This window comes from Parachlamydia sp. AcF125 (assembly GCF_018342475.1).
Taxonomy (GTDB): Bacteria; Chlamydiota; Chlamydiia; order Chlamydiales; family Parachlamydiaceae; genus Parachlamydia.
The window spans coordinates 56,193-81,022 of the sequence record NZ_JAEMUD010000004.1 but is presented as its reverse complement, the minus strand read 5'-3'; the positions used below and the strand labels follow the sequence as shown (position 1 = coordinate 81,022).

11 protein-coding genes are annotated in these 24,830 nt (G+C 41.2%); 4 read left to right on the top strand and 7 right to left on the bottom strand.

All coding sequences use genetic code 11. From position 1 onward, the window contains the following. The first annotated feature begins 29 nt into the window (after nt 1-29). Together PARA125_RS08410 and PARA125_RS08405 are read left to right on the top strand one after the other, a co-directional pair. A complete protein-coding gene (locus PARA125_RS08410; RefSeq protein WP_213158446.1) occupies nt 30-7,421 on the top strand; it encodes a hypothetical protein in 7,392 nt (2,463 codons plus the stop codon). A 72-nt stretch (nt 7,422-7,493) separates the two neighbouring features. Beyond that, nucleotides 7,494-8,915, top strand: a complete 1,422-nt coding sequence (locus PARA125_RS08405; protein ID WP_213158445.1) for a phytoene desaturase family protein — start codon at nt 7,494-7,496, stop codon at nt 8,913-8,915. Between the two features lie 343 nt (nt 8,916-9,258). On the opposite strand, the gene PARA125_RS08400 is transcribed toward PARA125_RS08405, so the two are convergent. Continuing rightward, nucleotides 9,259-9,447, bottom strand: coding sequence for a helix-turn-helix domain-containing protein (locus PARA125_RS08400; protein ID WP_213158444.1), 189 nt, complete (start codon nt 9,445-9,447; stop codon nt 9,259-9,261). Between the two features lie 339 nt (nt 9,448-9,786). Between PARA125_RS08400 and PARA125_RS08395 the strand changes: the two genes are divergently transcribed. Further along, the gene (locus PARA125_RS08395; RefSeq protein WP_213158443.1) at nt 9,787-15,459 is read left to right on the top strand and encodes an ankyrin repeat domain-containing protein; all 5,673 of its coding nucleotides are present in this window, start codon (nt 9,787-9,789) and stop codon (nt 15,457-15,459) included. A 172-nt stretch (nt 15,460-15,631) separates the two neighbouring features. Here PARA125_RS08395 and PARA125_RS08390 read toward each other — a convergent pair whose 3' ends face one another. The 6 genes from PARA125_RS08390 to PARA125_RS08365 form a co-directional block, all read right to left on the bottom strand. Then, nucleotides 15,632-16,201, bottom strand: coding sequence for a YqgE/AlgH family protein (locus tag PARA125_RS08390; protein ID WP_213158442.1), 570 nt, complete (start codon nt 16,199-16,201; stop codon nt 15,632-15,634). A 35-nt stretch (nt 16,202-16,236) separates the two neighbouring features. Continuing rightward, nucleotides 16,237-17,448 carry an MlaD family protein gene (locus PARA125_RS08385; RefSeq protein WP_213158441.1) on the bottom strand — a complete coding sequence of 404 codons (1,212 nt, stop codon included), beginning with the start codon at nt 17,446-17,448 and terminating at the stop codon, nt 16,237-16,239. Between the two features lie 3 nt (nt 17,449-17,451). Continuing rightward, entirely contained in the window at nt 17,452-18,222 is a 771-nt protein-coding gene (locus PARA125_RS08380; RefSeq protein WP_213158440.1) for an ABC transporter ATP-binding protein, read from the bottom strand. Then, nucleotides 18,223-19,014, bottom strand: a complete 792-nt coding sequence (locus PARA125_RS08375; RefSeq protein WP_249274299.1) for an MlaE family ABC transporter permease — start codon at nt 19,012-19,014, stop codon at nt 18,223-18,225. Nucleotides 19,015-19,122: 108 nt separating this feature from the next. Next, a complete protein-coding gene (locus PARA125_RS08370; protein ID WP_213158439.1) occupies nt 19,123-22,632 on the bottom strand; it encodes a translocation/assembly module TamB domain-containing protein in 3,510 nt (1,169 codons plus the stop codon). Further along, a complete protein-coding gene (locus tag PARA125_RS08365; protein ID WP_213158438.1) occupies nt 22,632-24,431 on the bottom strand; it encodes an autotransporter assembly complex protein TamA in 1,800 nt (599 codons plus the stop codon). Before PARA125_RS08365 ends, PARA125_RS08370 begins: the two co-directional genes overlap by 1 nt. A gap of 107 nt (nt 24,432-24,538) precedes the next feature. On the opposite strand from PARA125_RS08365, the gene PARA125_RS08360 reads away from it, so the two are divergent. Continuing rightward, nucleotides 24,539-24,811 (top strand): acylphosphatase, encoded by a 273-nt coding sequence (locus tag PARA125_RS08360; RefSeq protein ID WP_213158437.1) that lies wholly within the window; start codon nt 24,539-24,541, stop codon nt 24,809-24,811. The last annotated feature ends 19 nt before the right edge of the window (nt 24,812-24,830 follow it).

Here is a 24,830-nt window from a genome sequence, read left to right as displayed (position 1 = left end):
ACTCTCATTTTACCTAGCTAGAAAACCTTATGCATCCAGATAACCTTATTAGCCAGCCATTTTTTAATGCCCTAACACCACTTTCTCTCATTCAGCCCTTGGTAAATAGGGAAGAATGTATAGAAATGCTTTCAGAGGAAGTTTTGTCACCCCCACCTGGTTTTAAAAATTTTGATCCTCAGGAAGAGGAAACTGGACAAATTATAGCCCTTTTAAAAGGATTGAAGCGCATTGATCAGAACGGATGGGTGACAGAAAATTACCGCAGGCAATTTGACTTTAAATATTTGGCAATTGAACAAAAACAATTTGATCTTCTTTTTTGGCGGCTGTGGCGAGCGAATCGACTAACTGAATTAGACTCTCGTGATTTTAATATGTATGCTTTATTCAGAGACCTTCTGCACCGTATGCAAGATCTTCTTCTTACCTATGCAGGTAGTGGGCTCAAAAAAAAGGTGCTAGGAGAATCTTACTTTACAAAGACTTTGTGGGTATTAACAAATGGTCAAAAAACGGAGCTTGATTGGGATACACGCCTGGAGCTCAACCAAAAAGATTGCGAGGATGATTATCAGTTTCTTTTCCTAAATCCTCATACACAACCCGACATGCTTAGCGAAGGCACAGGGCATATTGTGCAGTTTTTAGAAAGTTTGGTGAAAAAAAATGTTCAGCTGGTTAGAGACAAATATTTAAATAACTTTGTTGTTAAAGCTCCTTTTTTTTCCTTGGTTTCGTGGGCAAACCAATCTATCAAACCTGGTTCTGACATTTGGGAGAGCATAAATTGTGATATTGCTTTTTTATTTCATCCCAACGATTGCTTTTTTGAATCGAAACTTAGCCTATCTCTCAATTCTCTTTTAGAAGACAACAACCGTGGAAAACCTCTCATTCCTAACGGTGGCTTTTATAGGCACAAAGGAGAGTTACTAGCCGAGGATAGCTTGCAGGGGATTGTGGATTTTCACACCAAGATCTTGCATGCGCGTTGCTTAGATGATATGAACAGTCTCATTTTTTCTAAGCTCATCGCTTTAATTTCTTTAGGGCGCCGGGATGATGGTCATGGATTTTACTATCCACAACCAGGGGAGAAGGGTACCAAAAGTTTACCCTGGCAAATTACAGATCGATTTATCAAAGGGGCTTCCGATGCATTGACTATCCAAAATGCTTTGCAAATCTCCTCTTATCTGCAAAGACATTACCCTCACGATCGAAGAATGTCCCTGGTTATGACTTATAATGCGTGTTTATGCATAAGTCAGCATGTATCTTCAGAGGTTGTAGATGAAATCTATAAGAAAATATTACCCTCTGTTGCTGATTCTGACGATCAGGCTTTTTCCATTTTTGAGTTGATCGATCAAGGGGTACGCTTAGGGCTTTCCTTTATAGATGTTATGCAGGTTCATCAATGTATAGCTTTGCTAGCTCTGGGAGTGAAAAAGCCCAAGTTTAAAACGGAAGAAGTAAAAATTTTCTTAAGCAAGCATGAGGGGCATCCCGCGGTAAAGATACAAGAGGGAATCCACTCTGTTTTTATCCGTTTCGAACCATCCATAGGTTATAGGACATGCTTATCCCTCTTAAAAAAGGACAAAAAAATAGCTCGCTATCTAACAGCTGTGATGGATGCCTATTTCCCGCAAAAGGGGTTTTTGGCTTCAGAAGGATCCCAGCTTTCTCCTTATTCCCCCTATATAAAAATTTTGTTGCAACCCTTGCAAGAGGAAATTCGCAAGCAGCCTTTTGTAGAAGGCTCTTTTATCAGCTATTTGAACTATCACTTATTATTTGCTTGTCAAACATGTAATCTTTTTATTTTGGATTTAGAAAACATCATTCAACAATTTCCTTTTATTTATGCAAAAAGCGGGCAAAACAAAAAAATTCTCTTAGCGAGCCAGCTCGAAAACTTGCTGGTTTTTGCGAGAATTGAACCCTGGTTCAATGTGGTGGGGAACGTATTTGATAAATTTTACCAAACGTTTTCCTGGATGGAAGCCTTAGCCGCGATTAATGACCCGAGATTACAGGGATTGGCTGTCAAAATTTTGAAGAAATCTTTCGAAGGGAAAAGAGGAAAGATCGATTCCATTCATACTCTTACTCATCTTTTATTACCGACTAATCTTGAGCTTGCTTTGGAAGTCTTTAAATGGGTGAAAAAAGGGGGTAACGCGGAAACTTGCTTGCGTTTATTTTTAGAATTTTCTCCCTATATAAAAGATTCTAGAGCCCAATTGGTCTACGAATTTTTGAAAGAAGCTCTACCTATCTTTGAAAAGGGGACTGGGCAGGAATTTCTGCTGAGTTTTAAGGAACAAGTTGAAGAAGTCTTTAGTCTGCTTTTAAGTAAGCTTTTCCACTCAGGGTATGCATCGTATGCTTATACCTTATTAAGGTTTTTAACCGAGCAAAAGATTTTCAACACTTCGGGAAATGTTGTCTGGCGGAGTATTTTAAGGGAATTATTAGACAATTCACAAACGGTCGAAAGCCTTTCTTTGTGGAAGGTAGGGAAAAATTTTAAAGTATGGCGCCAAGAGGATGCTTTAAATTTGGCTGAATACTTATTTAAAAATACGCCGGAAACTGAAACTGATTTGCGTCTTAAAACAAAAGCTTTAAAGGACCTTTGCCAATTTTCCTGTTCAGATACTTTATACGAGCGTGTGAGAAACTTGGTGTTAAAAATCCTTACAAATCGGCAAGGGAAAATTTATGTCAGCCAATTGCCTCTAGCTTATGTCCCTTACTTGTCTAAAGAAGAACTGGGGATTATTCAGCTAAATGCCGTGATGGATGAAATTGAGGAGGCCCAGTTTCTGCGCGCCGGAGAAAGTCTCTTAGCAATTATGTCTCGCATGAAAAGGGGAAGCCAGCTAAAGGACACCATCCATTTTTATTTTTCCCGATTAATGCTATATCCTAACCCTTTTCAAGATATCAAGTTACTGGATATCACTTTAAAAATTTTAAAGAGCCAGCATGGTCGTGAGTTGATAGAAAAAACACAGAAAATTGAATGGGTTTTTAGCTTTATTCAAAAAATGTCTCACAGTAAAAAATCGTTCCAATTTGCGACTTTATTGCATCTTTTTTTCTCCCTGGTTTGGCAGGAAGAACCGAAACCCTCCTTTTCTTCACAAATAGAGGATTGTTTAGAGCATATTTTGCAAGATAAGCCGCTCTCTAAATTTTTAAAAGAGGTTGTGCAAGAGTTTCATCTAAATCTTCTCACTTATAGCTTAACTTTGTCACAAAAGCAGACATTTTTCAATCTTGTGCAACTTTTGCTGAGTATCAAATGTTTCAAGTTACTAAGAAAAAGAAAAGAGCTGAGGCAGCTCGAAGAATACACATTGATATCTTTAGAAAAGCCTTCTCTTCCTAAGGAAGAAGTTTTAGGATTTCACCATTTATGGAAAGAGGTAGTGGCCCACGGAGCTAAGCAAAAAATCAATCTCGCCATCGCTGAACGTCTGATCTCCCATTTATTAAACCTCTCCCAAACCTTCTTGGCGATTTATTGGAGCACCCAGTTATTGCTCAATCCTCTAACCCCTTCTCAAATTGCTGTTTTGTGGCGGTTGAGTGGCAATCTACTGCCGGCTCATGAAGGGCATTTTCAAAAACTGCTCGACACCTTTTATGAGAAGCAGTGGGTAGATGAAAAAGGAAAGCCCCTCTGGAAATCTTTGGTAAAGGAATGCCTTTCTCAATCGCAACCTCAAATTGTCTACCGTTTCATTCATCAAAAAGGAGAAGGAGTGGTGAAAGAGCTGGGGCATGAGGCAGAGAAGCTACTCAAATTTCTTTATCAATCTGCTCAACCTCAACTGAGCCCTTTAAAAGCTTACATCCATTTGATCGCCCATGCCGGTTCAAATCCTGTCTTGTGGGAAGATTTAACAGACAAAGTGTTCCGATTTGGTTCTGCGGAAATTCGGGAACAGTTTTTAGGAGTATTTAAAGAAAAAATCATCCAAGAAGATATTTTGAGGGGTTTTCCCAAAGAAAAATTTAAATGTTTAATGCTTTGCTTGCCTTTCTTTGAAAAACAAAAAAAGTTTTCAGCAGGGAAGTGGGTGCAAGATCCCTGCCTTGCTCATTTTTTTGAGGATCCTCTCCTACAAGAGGAAAAGGCGCAATTTTATTCCCATTTGTTAAATTCGATCCAAAAAAAAGACCCTTTAGCTTATGTGGAAATGATGCATGAAAATATGGCTTTTTTGGTGGGTAGGCGTATGTTGGAAGAAGCCTCTTCTGATACTATAAACCTCTTAATTCATCACCCCGATCCTGGCTTAATCAATCAAGGTTGCCAGGCTTTGCTAAACCGGTTTTTGGAAAATCCTACTTACGAAGATGAAGAATGTCTAATGGCCTTATTGCAACGCTCAAAGAGAGAGGATTTTAAAAATCCTAAAATCATCGATGAGATCGTAAAGCTTGTGAAGGCTTATACTCAAAAACTCGCCATTGAATATCTGCTGGAGGTGATGGAGCTTTGCGCTACTCATCTCCATCCTAAAATAAAAGCACAACTCACGAGCTTACAAAGCCATTTTTTCACTACGCATGGTGAGGACTCTTCCACCATTTTGGCAGACTGGATCGAATCAGCCCCTTCCCTTCCATGTTTAGTGGAATTTTTCAACTCCCCTATTTTGGAAAAATTTTTAGAACACTCACAAATTAATCAATTATTTGCAAAAGCGCTTGTAAAGCAACTAGAAAAAAATCCCTGCCAAAATTCTTTAAGAGCATTTTATGATCATTTTCCAAAATTTAGCTCTTTTCCTACGCTTAAAGAAGGCGCTTTAAAAGCTTTTTTTAATATGCTTCTGGATGTAGATTCTTTCATTAACCAAGAAGGCCAATTTTGGCGCTATCTAGACACCTTTTCTCTTTTGTGGATGCGACAATCCACCAGCCCCGAGAACTATTTGCACAAATGGGAGCAATTATCCAATCAAGATAAAGAAAAAAAATTGCTCCTGTCTATCATTCATGCCGATGCAGCCAGCTTGAAAACCCACCTGGAAGAACCTCTTCCCTTAGGGACCGACCCTCTCATATTCGAGCGCATTTTTGATTTTGCTGACATCCTATTTGCTCTTTCCATGCTTCAAAAAGAAAATGTGAAAAAAAATTACACACTTGCATTCGGGCTTTTAAAATTTTTTATAAGAGCGTTGGTGGTGTTAGCTTCTCAAAGTGGCCTTTCTGAGGAAAGAAAATATGAAAAAACTCTGGAGATGTTAGGGGAGCGCTTTGTCTATTTGCATCCATTTATAGGAAAAGAGGCTCAGCTTGACGAAATCTTTTCCCAATTAGAGTTGCCAAAAATAGCTCAGACCACCTTTGTAAGGCTTTACTTCTATTGTCATCACGATTGGCCTCCAGGATTTTCTCTGACTACTCGCGAAAAAATGAAAACGATCAATGAGCTGATCCCTTTGCTTGTCAATCACCCCCTTTATGGCAGTCATCAAAAGGCAGTGAACCTTTTCGAGTGTGTCGCAGAATTTTGTATCCAAAATTTTCCCCTCCTTTTCTTTTCAAATTTTAAATATTTGCTTGAAAAAATTTCTGAAGAGGATTTGTCCCTAGCCCTGGTAAATCAATTTGTCGAGAAATTGATGAAGAGCCCTTTATATACAACGCTGGCTTCTTCTACTCAAGTAAAAATAATTGTGGATAGCATCAACCTTTTAACCGATTATCCTGGAATTCGCTTAAAGAGCCTCGAATTGTTTGGGAAATTTGCAGGCTTATTAGAAAAGGCAGATCGGTTGAAATTTGAGACGTGTTATCAAAAAATGGTTAAAAATTATGAACACCTAAAAGAATTTAAGGGATTTAAAGAATGTTCGCCCTATTCCTTTAACTTTTTACATTTGTATTGCCATAATGAATGGCCTGAAGCGGTTATTTTCAAAGTTTCTGCTGAGGAAAAAATCACGTTGTTTAAAAACATATTCGAATTGCTGATAGAGGGTGGCGATGTTCACAGGGGCGTTGCGTTATTTATTAAGCACGGCCACCTTTTACTCCTTGAAAGCTCTCAAGCTTATGAGGATCGTTTAGGATTTATCTTGCATGTATTAAGAGAAAGAAAGGAGGTGCCTTTAATAGCGGGGCAATTTGAAAAGCTTTCAAGTTGTGCAAAAGAACGTTCTTTAGAAATTTTTGAGAAAATTTTTAACTCTCTTAGAGAAGATTCTCCAGACCAATTTTTGGCCGGGGGAGCAAAACTCTTATCTCAAGCTTTTCATGCCAGAATTTTTACAGGAAACATTGGATTGTTTTATCAAAAAATGCGCCTCTTGGGGGAGGCAATGGTGGCTGCCATGTCAGCCGGAAAGTTGGAGTCTTACCAAGCCGTATTTTTCCCCTTACTATTCCTTGAATTAGGTAAAACGAGAGAAGCTAGCTTGATGGCTGAAGAGCAAGTGATGAGATTGGCAGAAATTAATCACTGGCAGAAAGAAGTTGGAAAAGCACTTACACCAGCAGGAAGAGCAAGAACCGAGAGCAAATTTAAAAAAATAGCTAGCAGTATCCAGAATTTGAAAAAAGAAAAGAACCCGTCTGATTTTGAAAAATTTGCCCATCGCGTAGAGAGCCAACTGTTAAAAAACCTCATTTCCCTTTCCTTATCCGCTAATTCTTCAAAAAAATTGTGGGAAATAAGAAGTGGCTTTCTACAATATATCCAAGAGGTTATCTGTCTACGGACGATGGAAGAGCGTGAGGCTTATGGGTATGAGCTCCTACTCAATTGCTATCGGCAATTTTGGGAAAGATTAGAGAGACACGGCATGAAATTAGCTGATCCTTTGCAACAGCGGCCTATCTTTCGATCGTTTATTTTAGCCTTAATGGCTAAGGAAGATTTTACGCAAGTATGGAAAGAGACGGCAAAAGGAAAAGAATGCTTCGCAAAGATTCATTTAGAACTTTTCCACACGCTGTTAAAAGCAGGGATAAAAATAAAGCCTACTGATCATAAGACCCGCCTTCTTTTTTATGTTGAAATATTTGCTTTTATTATTAAGGCATTGGAGTTAAAAGCCTTTGAAAACCATTTAGAAGAGTTTTATGACACTCTAGCTCAGCTGCAGGATTATCTGTCTAATGAGTTCCTTAATACGGAAAATTCCCTTACTCCTAAAGATGAAAATTTTCTGTTGAGCCAGATTTTCCTAGCTGTCCAAAAGACCTGGAGTAGCAGAGACACTCTTCAGGAAAGGCAAAAAAGTTATGCTTTGCTGCATCGCTGGCTGAAAATATGCATGCATAAAAAAAGATTAGTCGAGGGGATAAAGTGTCTTCAAAGTGAATTGAATGTACAAGTGAGAATTGAAAAAGGGGAAATCACGCAAATTATAGAAATTGTCTAAGCTTGTTTAGAATTTATTTTACACAATTTTTGTGTTTAGCTATGAATAGAGCAGCATAAAATGAAGGGGAGTATGTCTAAAAACTACGATGCGATTGTGATCGGGACAGGGCCCAACGGGTTTGCTGCTGCTATCACTTTGGCCCAAGCGGGCTTATCGGTAGGAATGTTTGAAGCTAAAGATACCATAGGTGGGGGAATGCGGTCTACCGAATTGACCTTACCAGGGTATGTCCATGATGTCTGCTCGGCCATTCATCCTCTCGGGGTTGGGTCTCCTTTTTTTCGCTCTCTACCTCTTGAAAAGCATGGCTTAAAATGGATTTTTCCTTCGGCAGCTCTGGCACATCCCTTTGACGATGGAACGGCGGTCACACTTGAGCCTTCGATTGAAAAGACAAGCAAGAATTTGGGTATAGATGGGGCTGCCTACCGTCGAATTTTAACAGACTGCGTAAAAAGGTGGGATAATCTTATCGACGACCTATTAGGCCCCTTGCATTTTCCGAAGCATCCTCTTCAAATGGCTTGGTTCGCGGGATTTTGCCTACAGCCGGCCACTAAACTTGCGCGTCAACTTTTTCGAGAAGAACGAGCGCGAGGTTTCTTTGCTGGACTAGCAGCGCATTCAATGCTGCCTTTGGAACGCTATTTAACCTCTGCTTTTGCACTTATTCTCAATATATTGGGGCATACGACAGGTTGGCCCATCCCTGAAGGGGGATCGCAAAACATTGCGAATGCTTTAGCTTCATTTTTCCGTTCCCTGGGTGGGGAAATTCATACAAATAGCCCTATTGAATGTCTTGAACAGTTGCCTTCTTCTCAGGTCGTCCTGTGTGACGTATCGCCAAAACAATTGTTAAAAATTGCGTCGAATCAGCTTTCCGATCGTTATAAGAGAATACTGGAGAACTATCGGTATGGTCCAGGTGTTTTCAAAGTTGATTGGGCACTCAGCCAACCCATTCCTTGGAAAGCTAAAGAGTGTTTGAGAGCAGGGGCGGTGCATTTAGGGGGAACGCTTGAGGAAATTGCGCAATCAGAGCGGGAAGTTTGGGAAAATCTCCATCCTCAGAAGCCTTACATTATCCTCGCGCAACAAAGCTTATTCGATTCCACCAGAGCGCCTAAAGGCAAGCATACAGCTTGGGGATATTGCCATGTGCCTAATGGATCCGATATCAATATGACAGAAGTCATCGAAGCGCAGATTGAACGATTTGCACCAGGTTTTAAGGATTGCATTCTTGCCAAAACCACTAAATCAGCCCAACAATTTGAACAGTATAATCCTAATTATGTGGGCGGAGACATTAACGGAGGAGTTCAGGATCTCTCTCAGCTTTTTACTCGTCCCGCCGCGCGATTAGTGCCCTATTCCACCCCTCATAAAGGGCTTTATATTTGCTCCGCCTCAACTCCTCCAGGAGGTGGGGTGCACGGAATGTGTGGTTACCATGCTGCTCAAGCAGCATTAAAGCAGTGTTTTTAAAAGAGTATTATCAATCAGTTTCTTTGAGCAAACGGAGCTAAAAATCTCAAAATAGGGGCAGAGCGAAAGTCACCTTGATTAAACCGCTAAGCTTTGCTTCCTAGGCTGTTTTTGATAAGAGTTTTGATTGATAGCAAATATTAAACGTGATTGGCCTTTGCTCCAAACCCAGTATTTGTAAGCACGTCATCAACGTTTACTTGATTAGCAGCAGCCTGCTTTGCAAGCCGCTTTAAAGGGCTAGGTTTAGCGTTAGAGGATTACCTTTGTTCTTTTTTTGGAAAGAAACTTACCTATTCAGAACACTCTTTTCACTTCTTTGGCGCGTAAAATACGTTAACTATTATCCTGAGGATAAGTCATTTAAGCTTAGACAGACTGTTGTAAGATGTGCTTTTTCCTGCCCTCGCTCTATTGCTTCCTTTAAGACCTCAATTTCAAGAATATTTTTACCGAACATGCGTTCAAGCTGCCTGGTTGTAGAGATTAGTTCTTCTAAACTGCTAATCCCTTGAAAGGCTTCTTGTTCCATGGGCCTTTTCCATGCAAAACATTGGCTTGGGGTAACCTTCTACTTTCTGGCAATTTAGGAAATAGAATGCTCGTTTGGGATGTTCCCTCAATAATTAATTTTTTTCTTCTAAAGACCAAAGCCTTCTTTTTTCTACTGAAGCGATAAGTTTGGTGTGAGTCATAAATCTAGTTGTACTCCTAATTTTAAAGAGCAAGCTAGGTGGTTGTGCGGAAAGGCAGAGCATTATAAGGAAGTCGCGCGTTATAGGGGAAACTGCCCATAAATCTTCCTTTGCGATTGACGTTTAACCTTTTTTAATGTAAAATATTTTTTAAAATTTGAGTTGGGATAACATCAATGAATATACATGTTAGCTTTCTATTAAAAGCAGATCGCATAGCTGACTATGTTCCAGGATTAAGTACAATCACTAACTTGATTGATTTATTCCAAAAGTATGTGATGCTTCCAACGAAGCAAAAAGCAAACATTTCAAACAATCATTACTATTCATATTTAAAGCAAAAAAGCTTTTCTCGCTGTATTGTATTGCTAGTTCCGGTGATAGGAAACATTTCTGTTGCAATCTATGATTTTGCTAAGGGCAAATATAACCATAAGGAAGTCGCGCCTACCGCTGTTCAGCCTGTTCCTCCTTTTACCTCCCCATGCCCTCAAAATTACAATCCTCATAAACCTGTCGCTAAAGGGCTTGCTAAAGACAAAGGTCGCCAACTAGGTAAATATGCAAAAAGCTTGGTGATAGGGGGAAAAGAGGCTAAGGTAAGCAAGGCGGTTCAGCAAGAATACTCTCAAGCCACTTGCGAGCACCGTTTTACAGTGTCGTTTATGGCTCTTTATCCTCATTTGTCAACCCAGCTTGGACCGGTCCATCCCCAGGCTATTGCTAAAAATACTCAGTTAGTAGGGGCAAATTCTCAACTGCATATACAGGCTAGCTCGGTTATTCACTATCATGAGACGCATTCCTCTCGTTTGCCTGAAGCAAAGCTTCATGAAAAGCTAAAGGATTTGCTGCAACTGAATTGTCCTGGCTGCATAAAAGATTTAATGGCGCAAGGGCATAAATTTTTGAAAGAAGTCGAAGAGGAAGCTGCCCTGCGTGGTGTCTTTTATCTAGCTACCGCTTATGAATTATACGTTAGCCTTAAATTACAAGAATATAGTTTTGAGCGACAAGCTTTCGATAAATACCTGGACAAGCTGGAGCGGGGATTAGGAGATGAACAAACCTTACTGCATTACTTTGCTGCGCATGAAAATAGAAGCATTTTTATCTACCTCTTTGCTGAAAGGCAAAATATAGAATCTCATCTTAATGCCTTAGGAGGAAGGATAGTTAAAGAAACTCCTTTGCATGTGGCTAGCAGGGCAGGATCTATGCCTATTGTGCAATTTCTGCTTGAGCAGGGAGCAGATTTAAAAAAACTCGATAGCTTACAGAATAATGTTTTGCACCATGCTTGTTGCTCGCAAAAAGATCGCGTCGATATTGTTAAGCTTTTAATGCAATATGAACCTACCTTTATAAAAGCTAAGAATAGCGATGACCAGACCCCTTTACACCTAGCAGCCTTTAGCGGAAATGCAAAGAGCATGGAACACTTGCTAAATCAAATTGAAGGACCAATTGAGCTGGATCAGCAAGATAAAAAGGGAAACACCCCTTTGCACTTGGCTGTTATCGGCGTGGGGAGATCTTCTAGCCAAGCCGCAGAGGACTATATCAAAATAGTTATAGCCTTAGTAAAAAAAGGGGCCAACCTGAATGCCTTAAATCCTGAGAAAAAAACGGTCTTAGCCCTTATTTTTAAAAATGAGGCCATTACCCAGGCTTTAATTCAGGCAAGCTTAAGTTCACAAATCATGGATAGCTTTCTTCGGAGCTATTACCTTTCTCAAGAAACCCTTTCGATTTTCAGAATCAAAGCGCAAAAAGATTGGGAGTTTAAAGTTCCTTTAGAAGAAATCTATGTGCGTTTAGGTATGATTGAAAATGAGGAAAGAAAAACACGCGACCAAGCCCTAGGCAAGCACTCTGAGTATTTACAAGGTGCTAGCATGCCGGCTTACGAAACCATGTTTGAGTCCAAAGAAGAGATTGAAATCGAACAGCTTTTCGAACACGAAAGCCTTAACAAAGAAAAGGCTAAGAGGATTTATATCCAAGGAGTTGCCGGCATTGGTAAAAGCACCCTCTGTCACTATATCAGATACCGCTGGGCAAAAGGGACGCTTTGGGCGGGCATGTTTACCTGCCTTTTTTGGATTCCTTTAAGAAATTTGACGTTAAGGAAATATCCCGCTGATAAAGAGTATACTCCAGCTGGCCTAATTGCAAAAGAATACGCCGGAAAAATTGAGTCCAAAGTGATCGAAGCTTGTATACAAGATACCGCTTTTCTACAAAACACCCTGCTTGTTTTAGACGGGTATGATGAGCTCCCAGCAGAAGCCCAAGCAAACACAAGTCTAGCTACAGCTTTTAAGCAGCTAAAAGAATTATTCCCCCATATTCTGATTACTTCAAGACCTGGAAGCTGCTCTTTTAAACGCTCTTGCGAGCTAGAGCTTTTAGGTTTTGATAATGAAGGGATCGAAGACTATATCGAGAGGTTTTTCAAACACCTTGAAGCAGAAGAGAAAAAAGAAAAACTCTACCATCTATTAAATTCTTCTCCCCAGGTGCTAAGCCTGGCACAAATTCCAATTAACTTAACTCTGCTGTGTTGTCTCTTTAATGAAGATCCCGAAGTTTTTGATGCTAGACAGCCCATTACGATGACCTATATTTATGAACGGATGGTTAACTGGATGTATAAGTGGTTTCTTTTGAGAAGAATTGACCAAGGACAATCACGCCAAACCAAAGAGGAAATTTTGGCAGAGAAAAATCTGCGCCAAAATCTAGAAGTAGCCAATATAGCTAATGCTTTTGAAAAAATGGCCAGTTTTGCTATGAGAAATGATACCCTTTATTTAAGCAAGCGAGAAATTGAAAATTTTAAAGGTAACAAAATCTTATCCAATGAGCTTACAGATTGTGGGCTTATGCGCATTCCTGGAGCCGTAACTGAAGAAAAAGGGTATTTTATCCACTTAACCTTCCAAGAGTTTTTAACCGCTTCAAAAGTTGCCAATCAATATCTCACAGGAGAAAGGCAAGCATGCCAAGACTTTGTACGTACTTACAAGTTTGAACCGCGCTACGCTCTTGTTTTACGCATGATTGCTGGTTATCTTTCTCTTTCTACCTCAAATAATCGGTTTTATTTAGATCCAAACCCGCTTCAGGCCTTTTTTGATGATCTCTTTGCTGAACCTTACGACTTAGCTGTCGGAAACGAAATTGATTTAATTGCCGAGTGTTTTGAAGAATGCCAAGATCCTACTACAGTGAAGCAATATGAGGCCTTTATTGAGCTTGTGAAAGATTATATAGCGCATCTCTCTTTATTAGATTTAAACTTTGCATATCTGCTTAAGAATAAAAAAATCTTCACTCATTCTAGTATAACAGCTCTTATTGAACGATTATTATCCGCCCCACATACCCGAGCAAGAACGTTAATAAATTTACGAGAAGCCATAAGAGCAGGGCAAAGATTAGCTCCAGGCATTGTACGGGTTATTATTGAAGTGCTTAAGAATCCTCATAACGCTAAAGATGCTACTTCAGAATACGCTTGGTCTGTCTTAGAAGCAGTGATAGAGCAAGGAGATGGGCTCCCTAAAAAAGAGATAGATGCTCTTATCCAAATCCTCAAGGAGGAAGATTATAGGGTCAAAGAGTCTGCTGCTGGCTTTCTAAGAGCGCTGGCAGAGCAGGGAAGTAAGTTTCCTGAAGAAATACTAGATGTTCTTATCCAAATCCTCAAGAAGGGAGGTTCTTATGCCAAATGGTGTGCTGCTGGCGTTCTAGAAGCATTGGCAGAACAGGCAGGTCAGCTTCCTGAGGGAGTATTAGATGCTCTTATCCAAATCCTCAAGGAGGGCGATTTTAATGCCGAATGTTGTGCTGCCTGTTTTCTAAGAGCACCGGCGCACGAGGAAAGCAAGCTTTCTGAGGAGGTATTAGGTGCTCTTATCCAAATCCTCAAGGAGGGTGATTTTGCTGCCAAATGTTCTGCTGCTGGCGTTCTAGAAATACTGGCACAGCAGGGAGGCAAGTTTCCCAAAATGGTACCTAAAGAAGCATTAGATGCTCTTATCCAAATCCTTAAGGAGGGTGATTCTAAAGCCAAACATTGTGCTGTTAGCGTTCTAAGAGCCCTGGCAAAGCAGAGGAATAAGTTTCCTGAGGAGGTATTAAATGCTCTTATCCAAATCCTTAAGGAGGGTGATTCTAAAGCCAAACATTGTGCTGTTAGCGTTCTAAGAGCCCTGGCAAAGCAGAGGAATAAGTTTCCTGAGGAGGTATTAGATGCTCTTATCCAAATCCTCAAGGAGGGCGATTCTACTGCCAAATGTTCTGCTGTTGGCGTTTTAGGAGCACTGGTACAACAGGCAGGCCAGCTTCCTGAGGAGGTATTAGGTGTTCTTATCCAAATCCTCCAGGAGGGTGATTTTACTGCCAAAATTTATGCTGCCAGCTTTCTAGAAGCACTAGCACGAGAGGGGAATAAGTTTCCTGAGGAGGTATTAGATGCTCTTATCCAAATCCTCAAGGAGGGCGATTCTACTGCCAAATGTTCTGCTGTTGGCGTTTTAGGAGCACTGGTACAACAGGCAGGCCAGCTTCCTGAGGAGGTATTAGGTGTTCTTATCCAAGTCCTTCAGAAGGGCGATTTTAATGCCAAAACTTATGCTGCCAGCATTCTAGAAGCACTGGTACAACAGGCAGGCCAGCTTCCTGAGGAGGTATTAGGTGTTCTTATCCAAATCCTTCAGGAGGGTGATTTTACTGCCAAAACTTATGCTGCCAGCATTCTAGGAGCACTAGCACGAGAGGGGAATAAGTTTCCTGAGGAGGTATTAGATGCTCTTATCCAAATCCTCCAAGAGGGAGATTCTGATACCAAATGTTCTGCTGCTGGCGTTCTAGAAGCATTAGTGAAGCAGGGGAATAAGTTTCCTGAGGAGGTATTAGATGCTCTTATCCAAATCCTCAAGGAGGGCGACTCTGCTGCCAAATGTTCTGCTGCTGGCGTTCTAGAAGCATTAGTGAAGCAGGGGAATAAGTTTCCTGAGGAGGTATTAGATGCTTTTATCCAAACCCTCAAGGAGGGCGACTATGCTGCCAAATGTTGTGCTGCCAGCATTCTAAAAGCACTAGCACGAGAGGGGAATAAGTTTTCTGAGGAGGCATTAGGTGCTCTTATCCAAACCCTCAAGGAGGGCGACTCTGCTGCCAAATGTTACGCTGCTGGCGTTCTAGAAGCATTGGCACAACAGGCAGGTCAGCTTCCTGAGGGAGTATTAGATGCTCTTATCCAAATCCTTAAGGAGAAGGAGGGCGACTCTGCTGCCAAATGTTGCGCTGCCGATTTTCTAGGAAAAATAGCGCAGCAGGAAAGTAAGTTGCCTGAGGAAGCTTTAAGCGCTCTTATCCAAGTCCTTCAGAAGGGCGATTTTAATGCCAAACATTCTGCTGCTGGCGTTCTAGAAGCACTAGCTCAGCAGGAAAATAAGTTGCCTGAGGAGGTATTGGGCGCTCTTGTCCAAGTCCTCCAGAAGGGCGATCCTGCTGCCAAACCTTTGGCTATCCGCGTTTTAAAAGGAATCAATAAAAATGCTTTATTAAAGATGAGCCGAGAAGCCCTTTCTTTGATCGTTGAAATTTGTTTCTTTAATAAATATAGCTTTTCAGTGAAAGGCCAGCAATTTCAAATTTCTGACAGAAGAACAACTTGCTTATCTAAACACACCCTCGAGCTTAGCTATGAGGAAATAAGAGAAAAGCTACCTTCAGAAATTGGCGTGTGGAGGGAACGATTAAGCACTCTTAGTTTTGCTAAGGATTCACAAGAATCCATCGATCGAGCTCAGTCTAAAAGACCCCTCGTTTAGCGTAAGTTGGCATTCTATCGTATTTTGAATGAGATGAATAAAAAAAGTCTTAGGACTGCAGTAGCCATTCAATACAATAGCTCAGTGGATTGCGCCAGAGATCCAAAGGGACATTTACAAAACAGGCGCCGTTGTGGCGCTGCTCTAAACTGAGCAGCCATGCCTTGCACCCTTAATTGACAGTCAGATCTTCGGGGATCATGGAAAGAGAAGCGTATTTGCCGCCCATATCTCGCAATAGCACCTGCCAAAGCTTTTCGGGAGGGGTGTCAAACAGGTAATGTGCCGAAGCTGGATGTAAAAACCAGTGGCTATCTAAAAATTCCCTTTCAAGCTGCCCTGCTCCCCAGCCTGCATAACCAAAGCAAAGGTGAATATGGGGACCCTGATCGTCAGAGATGGTTTCTTGCAAAAACTGTAGATCTCCCCCTAAATAAACGTTATCGCAGATTTGCAAGGTTTGCCCTGGAATTCGATTCGAAGTGTGTAAGAGCATCATTTGATTGGTTTGGACAGGCCCGCCAGCTCGAATTCCCACATGAGGATTTGCCAGATTATTTACGTTCATAATCTCTTCCGGCAGTTCCAGGTCTAGGCTTTTGTTCACAATAATGCCAAATGATCCGCTGGGGTTATGTTCGCAGATAAGTACTACTCCCCGAAAGAAAATTCCGCTGTCAATTTCCGGAGTGGCAATCAAGAATGTGCCTTTTTGAATCTGCGAGTAGGGGACATTTTCCATAACAATCCTTATCTTTTTAGCTCTTCCAAGAAAAATTAGGGACGCGCTTCGCCACGCGTAGGAGCCAATTCGGGTTTTTGAGCATCATAACCCATTACTTGCTGATTGTACATTTTTAAAGCTTCTTCTGTAGATTCCATTCTTTTGAGCAATTCGGCAAATACTTTTTTATAGTGAGCATTTTCCATCAAGCGGGGTGGGGAGTTGCTTGTTTCTTCTAATATCATAGAGACTCTTGAAAGAGAAGTTGAGATTTTATCCATTTCGTCGTTGAAGAAGTTACGGAATTCCTCAGGGGAAGAGAGTTTTTGCAATAAATTTAAACGGCGAGCACGCAATCTTTGCCACTGTTTATCCAGATGAAAGAGGACTCCGTAATGGTTGATATCATTCATGAGGATTTCTCCTTTGCTTAGTAGAGAGGAGATTTTTAAATTGAGATCATCTTTCATAAGCAAGGCCCCAAGGCTCCCTTTTCCTTCTTCAAGAGAGGCAAGTATTTCTTTCCCCGCCTTTGTCATAGATTTCGTATTCGAGGCTGCTGAAGCAAGATTGTCTAATAAATGATCGACTTTCTCCCAGCTTTCTCCAAATTTCTCCGACACATCGTGCAAATTATTTAACGTTTCTAGAATGAGATCGGGTTTACTTAAGGCAGCTGCCATATTGCTGAAACTTTGCATGGAGTTACCCAGATTTTTCCAGACATTTTCTGCATCCATCGTTTTAAATGCTTGGCTAATCGAGTCTAAAGCTAAATCTAATTTTCCGGCCACCCCTTTTAGTTCTTTGATGGCGTCTTCCACAGAACCCGATTCAAATGCATAAATCACTTGATCGCTCACATTTTCTAATTTTTGCCCCTCTTTTGGAGGGAGAGGGGTAATTGCCACAGATCTTTCCCCCAAAAGGCCTGAAGTGCGCAAGGAAATTTCGTCTGTGTTGAACACATTCACCGCAGAATCGACCGATAGTTCTAGCTCGTAGATATAGACATATCCGTTTCGTCCAATTCTTCTGTCAATCGCGTCTTGCAATTCGCGAATCTTTGTCACTTCCCCGACCGGTTTTCCACCAAAGTTGACCCGGGTTCCAATAGAAATCTTATCGATATCGGAAAATCTCACTCGAAGCCTTTTCCCCTCATCGCCTACGGATGGATGTAAAAATAAAAGCATCAATATCACAATTGTAAAGGCGACAATCACAAAAATGCCGATGAGTAAATTTTTTGCTTGATCAGCCATGAATTAAGGTCTCCTAGTCTGCTTGCCACTGAGTAAATCGTTAGTTAATATGGCATTTTCAAAAAATGCCTGTAACAAGGGATCGTCGATTTTCATAAATTCTTCTTTGGGAGCAATTTGCGCGATTTTTCCCTCGTGATGAAAGGCTAGTCGGTCGCCCACTTCCAACGCCGAGCGAATATCATGAGTCACGACAATGCTTGTCGCTTTTAGTTCTTTCTTGGCTGTATTGATTAGATCATTGATTTGCATGGCAGTAATTGGATCTAAGCCTGTGGTAGGTTCATCGTAGAGAATAATTTTTGGGTGGTAAACAATTAAACGAGCCAAAGCGGCGCGTTTGCGCATCCCTCCCGATAGATCAGAAGGCATGGCATTTTCAGTTCCGCTGAGACCCACCAGATTTAGAGCATGACTTACTCTTTCTTGTATTTGTTTTTTCGATAAGTTTTTTTCGTGCTGGTTCAAATAAAAGGCGGTATTTTCTCCGATGTTCAAGGAGTCAAATAGGGCGGCTCCTTGAAATAACATGCCGATTCTAAAGGAGGTATTGCTTTTTTCCAAATAAGCAATAGAGACTCCGTCAATTTCGATTGAACCGCGATCGGGTTGCTCAAGCCCAATGATGTGTTTTAATAAAACGCTTTTACCAACTCCCGAGCGTCCTAAAATGACTAGGGTTTCTCCTTCATAGACTTCCAGATCAAGCCCTTTGAGAACCTCTAGTTTCCCGTATTTTTTATATAATTCTTTTATAACAATTTGCTTGCGCATTTAAAACCACTTACTGATAAGATCGGCAATATACGGATAGGACCCATTCAAGCCAATGGTGATGACAAAATTCCCAATCAAAATAACGGAATAACAAATGACAACGCTGTTTGTCGTGGCGCGGCCAACTCCAGCAGCTCCCCCTCGCGTAGATAACCCTCTATAGCATGAAATGGTAATAATGATAATCCCAAAAACAAAGGCTTTAATTAGCCCACTTACCATGTCGAAGGTTTTGATATGGAGAGGTAAAGGATCTAAAAAAGTGGAGGGGGGCATATTGAAGTAATAGACAGACAGAAGATAACCCCCTAAAATGCCCATTAGACAGCTAAAAATGGTTAAAAGTGGGAGCATGGTAATTCCGGCGATAAAACGAGGAGCGATGAGATAACGCAGGGGATTTACAGACATAGAGCACAGAGCGTCAATCTGTTCGGTAACGCGCATGGTCCCTAACTCCGCACACATAGCCGCTCCTACGCGTCCTGTGATCATAAAAGCTGTCAAGATGGGTCCAAGTTCAACCAGCATGGCTTTTGTCACCATTAGGCCGGTGGCGCTTGCTAATCCTTTATCTGCTAGCTGAAAAAACGATTGAGCGGCTAGCACAAGTCCGGTTGAAAATCCTGTGATTGCCACAACAGGAAGAGACATGACTCCGATTTCAAACATTTGATCTCGAATCAAATTAAATGCGGGGGGGCGTTTGAGCGTGACCCCAATCACTTTTAGGATGAGGAGAAAGTAATCGCCGAGAGTCGCGAATAGACGAGCCATTGTATTATTCATGCAGGTAAACTTTCACTAGCGCAGGTAAAATGAGTTTTTGGGGATCTAAGCTGATTGTATGCAATCAAGCGTTTCGGGTCAAAAAGAATATGAGATAAGGGGCTTTCCTTAATAGTCATATTTCCAAATGATGTCAAAATGGCCATTAGCGTCGTCGCTGACCCCTGCTTGAAGCTTAAAGTTTTTAATGATGCTAGTTTCAATATTGACTTCGTTGCTTTCAGATCCCATGTTTTTACTGACAGAAACATACGTGCCGCTAGTAATGTATTTTCCCACTTCAAACGAAACGTCGCCAGAATCGCCCTCCCCACTTCGATTGATATCAATCCGGTCAATGCCTGTTTGATTGCGAATGCGAGTCAGGAGATCGGGGCCTTCTTGCTGCCGACTTAAATCTGTTAAAGAAGCGGTTAGCTGATCTCCTTGGAAAGGAGAAATTTCTGAAAGCCCCTTACCAAAAAGAATCCAGGATAAAATCTCTTGCTGTGATAGGGGAGGGTTCGAGTTTAGCGAAAGGGTGGGATTTTTAATGGCTCCTCGTACAATCACTTCCGCCACAATGCGGTGTAAATCCATTGAACCTACCACATACAAGGTGGTATCATTGGTGAGGTTCCCTGCAAAATTTACCGTCCCATCTTTAATGATAAACTGCTTTCCATTAAAAAGATAAGACCCTTTGACAATTTTGAGTTGTCCATCCAATGAAGGTTCGTCTGCCGTGCCTTCGAGGAGAAGGTCCCCTTGCCATTCAGAAGAAAGACTAGGCGCTGTAAAGGTTGCTTTAGAAGGAAGCTTTAGAAGGATATTTAATTTTAAGGGCCACGCGGATTTTTTGCTTTGAGAAGAAACGGGTGAAGATTCCCCTTCAGGAATATTAATATAGGTGACCTCCACGGCTTCTGTGACTTCTGAAATTTGAGTGGGAAGGGTCATCTGCGTTTTATTAGAGGTAAGGGTGCCCGATAAAACCCCCTCATTTCTGTTTCCTTTAAGAGTAAGGGATCCACTCGCAGTGGACTGAAAAAAATCCATATCGAGGAGTTGAAGTTTATTTAATTTAAATTTAGCTTCAAAAGGAAAAAGGGGATCGTTGAAAGCTAAACTTCCACTGCCCGTGATTGTTCCCTCGATTTCATCCTTGGCAGAAAAATTCTCCAGAGTCAGGCGTTGGCCACTCGCTTTTATCTTTGCATGGATAGAGCGGAGGATTGCTCCTGAATTTATGCTCTCAAAAAAGCCATTCCGCAAATTCACAAATCCTTCTATCTCAGGAGAATTCAGCAAGCCTCTAATCCCAAGCTGAACCTCTATATCGCCATCAATAGCAATCTTATCAATAAATAGGAGTGATAAGAGGGGTGAAAGAGGGCCCTTTCCGCTCAAACTGGCAGAAAAAGGGAGCTCTCGATTTACCTGAGCCATAAAGGGGGAAAGGGAAAAGGTGAGAGGAATTTTTGCTTCGCCTTTTAGCGGGTTCTTTTCAACTTCGATGATCTGCCCTCTGCATTCTAAAAGTTGTTCTACCAGAGAAGCTTGGAAAGAGACATTAAAAGGAGGAAACTTGTTAAAAGCTTCTTCTTCAATTTTGACATTTGACATCTCTAGGTTCAATTGTCCTCTAGGAGTTTCAGGATCCCCAAATAAAAAGATTTGGCCGGAAGCACTGCCTTTTAAGGGGAATTGGGGGGCGAGCAAGTGGGCGGCGGTGAGAGGGAAGTCGTGAATCCTTAAAGTGCTTTGCACAAAGGTAGGAGAGTATTCTGCCGAGGCATACAAATAACCTGAGCCAGTCGATAAAAACAGAGGAGAGATTTCCATTTTTTCGGCTTCTAAGACAATTTCAAAGGGTTCTTTTAGGGAAATAGGAAGGTCTAAAACTTCTCCCCATAAGGATTCTAGAGTAATGGCTATTTCCTTTTGGTATAGCCACTTTCCTTTGGATTGAATGAGGAAAGGCTTTTGGTAGTTGCCTTTTAAATCTAGCGAGAAGGGGGACGCAGATAAAGAGTTCTGATTATAACCACTCACAAAGGTTAAATCCTCGATGGCTATCTCTTCCCACAGACCTTTGGATAAAGCGATTTGCACCTCACCATGCAGGGCATGGAAAAGATCTTTTGCTTGCAATTGGAGATGCCCGTTTTGAGCGGATAGGTTTTGATAAGCCAGGTTTTTTACCCAAACGTTAGCTAAAAGGCTTTCTTTATCAAAAGAAGCTTGTATTTCAGCGGTCCCTTTCCAATCTGAATTAAAATCTTTGAAAGAAATTTTGGAGCTTTTAATTTGCCCTTTAAGGCTAGGCTGGGTGAAAGAGACTAGCAAATCGCCTTCTAGGTTTGAAGAAGCATAGGTGGCAATTGCATCTGAAAAATGGATAGCTTGTTCAGGTTTGAGAGCAATTTTAGTTTTTACCTGAAAAGGAACATTGTCTCTTTTTCCCGAAAAAGAAAGTTCCCCTTCCGAATTTGCTCTAAAAGGAGAGAAACTGACTGAAATTTCCGGATGGGCGATAGTCCATTCTTTTATTTCCATGCTTTCCGAATAAAGGGTCGCTTGTAAGGAGGGAGAGAGGAGAGGCCCTTTCACAGAAAGGCCCATTTCAGTTTCTGAGCCAAGCTTGAAGTTCTTATGGGGAAAGGGAAGATCTGTGAAAGTGGTATGAAGAAAAGTATGATCAAATTCGAGCCCTGAGTCTAAGCTAAGCGTTCCATAGAAATTTGCAAAGGGAGTATTCCCCTCAATTGCCTCAAAGGTTAACAGCTGATCGGGCAAATAAACAAAGTTTCCTTTGGCGTAGCCTGCCGTGAAAGCCTGGTCAACCGTCTCCTGCTCTTGCTCTGAAAGGACTTCTACAACTCCTTGCCACTTCTGTTTATCTCCATGAGCGTCTAATCGGAAACTGAGGGTAGAATGCTCAAAAAATGAAGGTTTTTGCAGAATTCCCTTAGACACTTCACTTAAGGTGATCAGCAGGAAATAGTTGCTATAATTTTTTTTTAGGGTAAAAGCAGCAGCTGTGGTGGCAGCAGGAGCATTGCAAGGGGCAATAAAAAGTTCTCCTTTTACGGAGGGAAACAAAGATTTTGAAGAGAACGAACCGGCCAAAGAAATACCTTTTTCTAGCTCATCAGCTTTGACATAAGTCTCGAGGCCCAGTTTTTTCATCAGGTTTAGAGAAAGATTGAATTGTTTAATTTCAAAGCGCCCCACTTTCATCGCGAAAGGGAGGGGAAAGAAATCCGTTTCTGCCTGGGCAGTTAAAGGGACTTCGGGCAGAGATTGAATCGAGAGTCGTTGGCAGTAAAAATGGTGTAAATTAAGTTTAGAGGAAAGCAGCGCCAAGGGATTTATGCAAGCTTCTATATCTTCTGCTGATAGATAAGGAGCATGGGGTGAAGATGCTTTGGAATAAATTTTGACAGTTTTAGCTTGGATGATACAAGGATAGTTTAAGCGGGGAGATTCGATTTCCACTCGGAAGTTTGTGGAGGCTTCAATATGTTTTATGGCCAATTTTAAGGCTGCATTTTTGATTGTATCTTTTGGCAATAGCACTAAAATGACGCTGCAGAGCAATCCAAGGCATAGAATAAAAAGTAAAAATTTTTTCATTAGAAAGCTTGCCCCACGCTTAAGTAAATTTGATAATCTCCATCTACATGCTTCCGTCGGTTTAAAGGAAAGGCGACGTCAAGTCGCAGAGGACCTACTGGGGTATAGTAGCGTAAGCCTAATCCGACTGCATGTAAAAAGTTTAATTTTAATTCTGGCAAAGGAGATGCATAGACATTTCCGAAATCATAAAAACCAACCCACCCGAAATTTTTAGTAGTATGCATCCGAGCTTCTAGCGCAAATACCATCATAGAGCGTCCACCGGTGGGTTTATGTTGGTCCTTTAAAGGGCTCACGGTGCGATAAGCGTATCCTCGTAAAGTGGTTTCTGAACCTGCATAAAAACGTTCGGAAGGGGGAATTGTGCGTCGTGGAGAGCCTTGAATTGTCCCGAATGATCCTTTCGCGGCAAGAATGATGTTTTTGGTTTGAGTCAAAGAATAATAAGCCGTTCCTGTCAGCGTGCTGATGACGTAAGCAAATTGGGGTTTAAGAACCTGGAGCGTGGGAATGAGGCGAAAATATAGGGAACATCCCTGAGTAGGATCTAAAAGGCTATCGACGGTTGTCCACCGCAATTGCGTAGGAAATTTAACAAGATTATAGCTTCCATTGTGATCGGAGCGGGTATTACTTAGCTGTTTGAACATGGATCCATAGGAAAGCCATAACCGATTGCTCACTTTTTTTTCAATGGTTCCCGATAGGCTAAGGGAAGATTCGGTATAACCTTTTGTGGTCTCATATTGATATTCTAAAAGTCCGTGAAATTCTTGATCGCGACATTTAAAGTCTGGTTTAACAAATAAAAGCGTCACCTCTTGGGTTGCTTGCCAAAGGTTGGCATGAAAACTGAGCTTTTCTCCTATTCCTCTAAAATTGCGATTTTCCCAGTCTGCTGTTATCCCAGAACCGCGTTGAGTGGTGAAACTAGCCCCTAAACCAATGCTGCGATTTTTCCCTTCTGTTACTTCTATGACCATGCGAGATAAATGGTCGGCAGAATTAGCGGGCTTTTCAGGAGTAATGATCACTGAGCTAAACAGACGCGAAGCTTCAATGGCATGCTGTGTTTCTTCCACTTTTTTTGTGTCATAAAGGGCTCCTTCTTCCCAACGCAGCTTGCTGCGGAAAAAACGGGCCTTAACGTCTTTATTTCCCACAATTTTAAAAGGTCCAAAAACAACCTGAGGACCGCTATCGACGGTTAAAACTACCGAAATATCTTTTGCTGTTTGATCGGCAAAGACTTCTGTTTTTGAGATAGAAGCAAACGGAAAGCCTTTGCGTGCTAAGATGCTAAGTAAGTTTTCTTTAGCTTCAATGATTGCTTTAGGATAAGCAGCTCGATTGATCCCAATTCCTAAATCAGCCACTTGTATGTTATCTAGTAAATCAGGGATTATGCTTTCTTTTAAAATTTCAGGCTTAGCAAATTGAATTTTAAAGGCTTTGAAAGGGTAAATGGGGCCGGGGAGAATGTGGAATTGGACGACGATAGGAGAAGCTTTAAAATCAATTTTGACATCAATTTTTGCATTATAATAAGCTAAATTATGCATGACTTTGATGAGTTGAGGGGTGTCTGCCTCAGCCCTTCGCTTGAGCATGGCTTGAGTGGTAGGGGGGTGATCTTGCAAGCGGACAAGATCAGATGCGGATTGTAAAAGTTCTTTTGTCTTACTGTCATCTACTCCGTAAAATTCCACTTCGTAAGAAAGAGCGCTAAACCCTTGATTAGGAATAAGGAGAACCAATAGAGTAATGAAACAGTACAAAAAAGGGGGACGTTTCATTTTTTGCTTATCATCCATGAATTAAATGCTGGTTATGCACATTGAGAATTATGAGCTTTTAACCTGATTATTTTCAACAAACTCTGCTTATTAACTTAGAGGAAATCATGATTGAATTGCATGCGATAATTAAAGGACACGTGCAAGGGGTCGGATTTCGTTACACCGTTCAAAATTATGCTAACCAAATGGGAATTTTTGGGGTGGTACGCAATTTACCCGACGGTTCAGTAGAGTTGATTGCTCAAGGAGTACAAGAAATTTTGGAAAAGTTGTTGGAAAAAATCCGAGAGGGACCCGGTGTTGGGCGGGTTGACTCGCTAATGATCGAATATACAGAGGTGAAAGTGCCCTACCATTCCTTTAACATTGTCTATTAAAAGCGCAAAATTCAAGTAG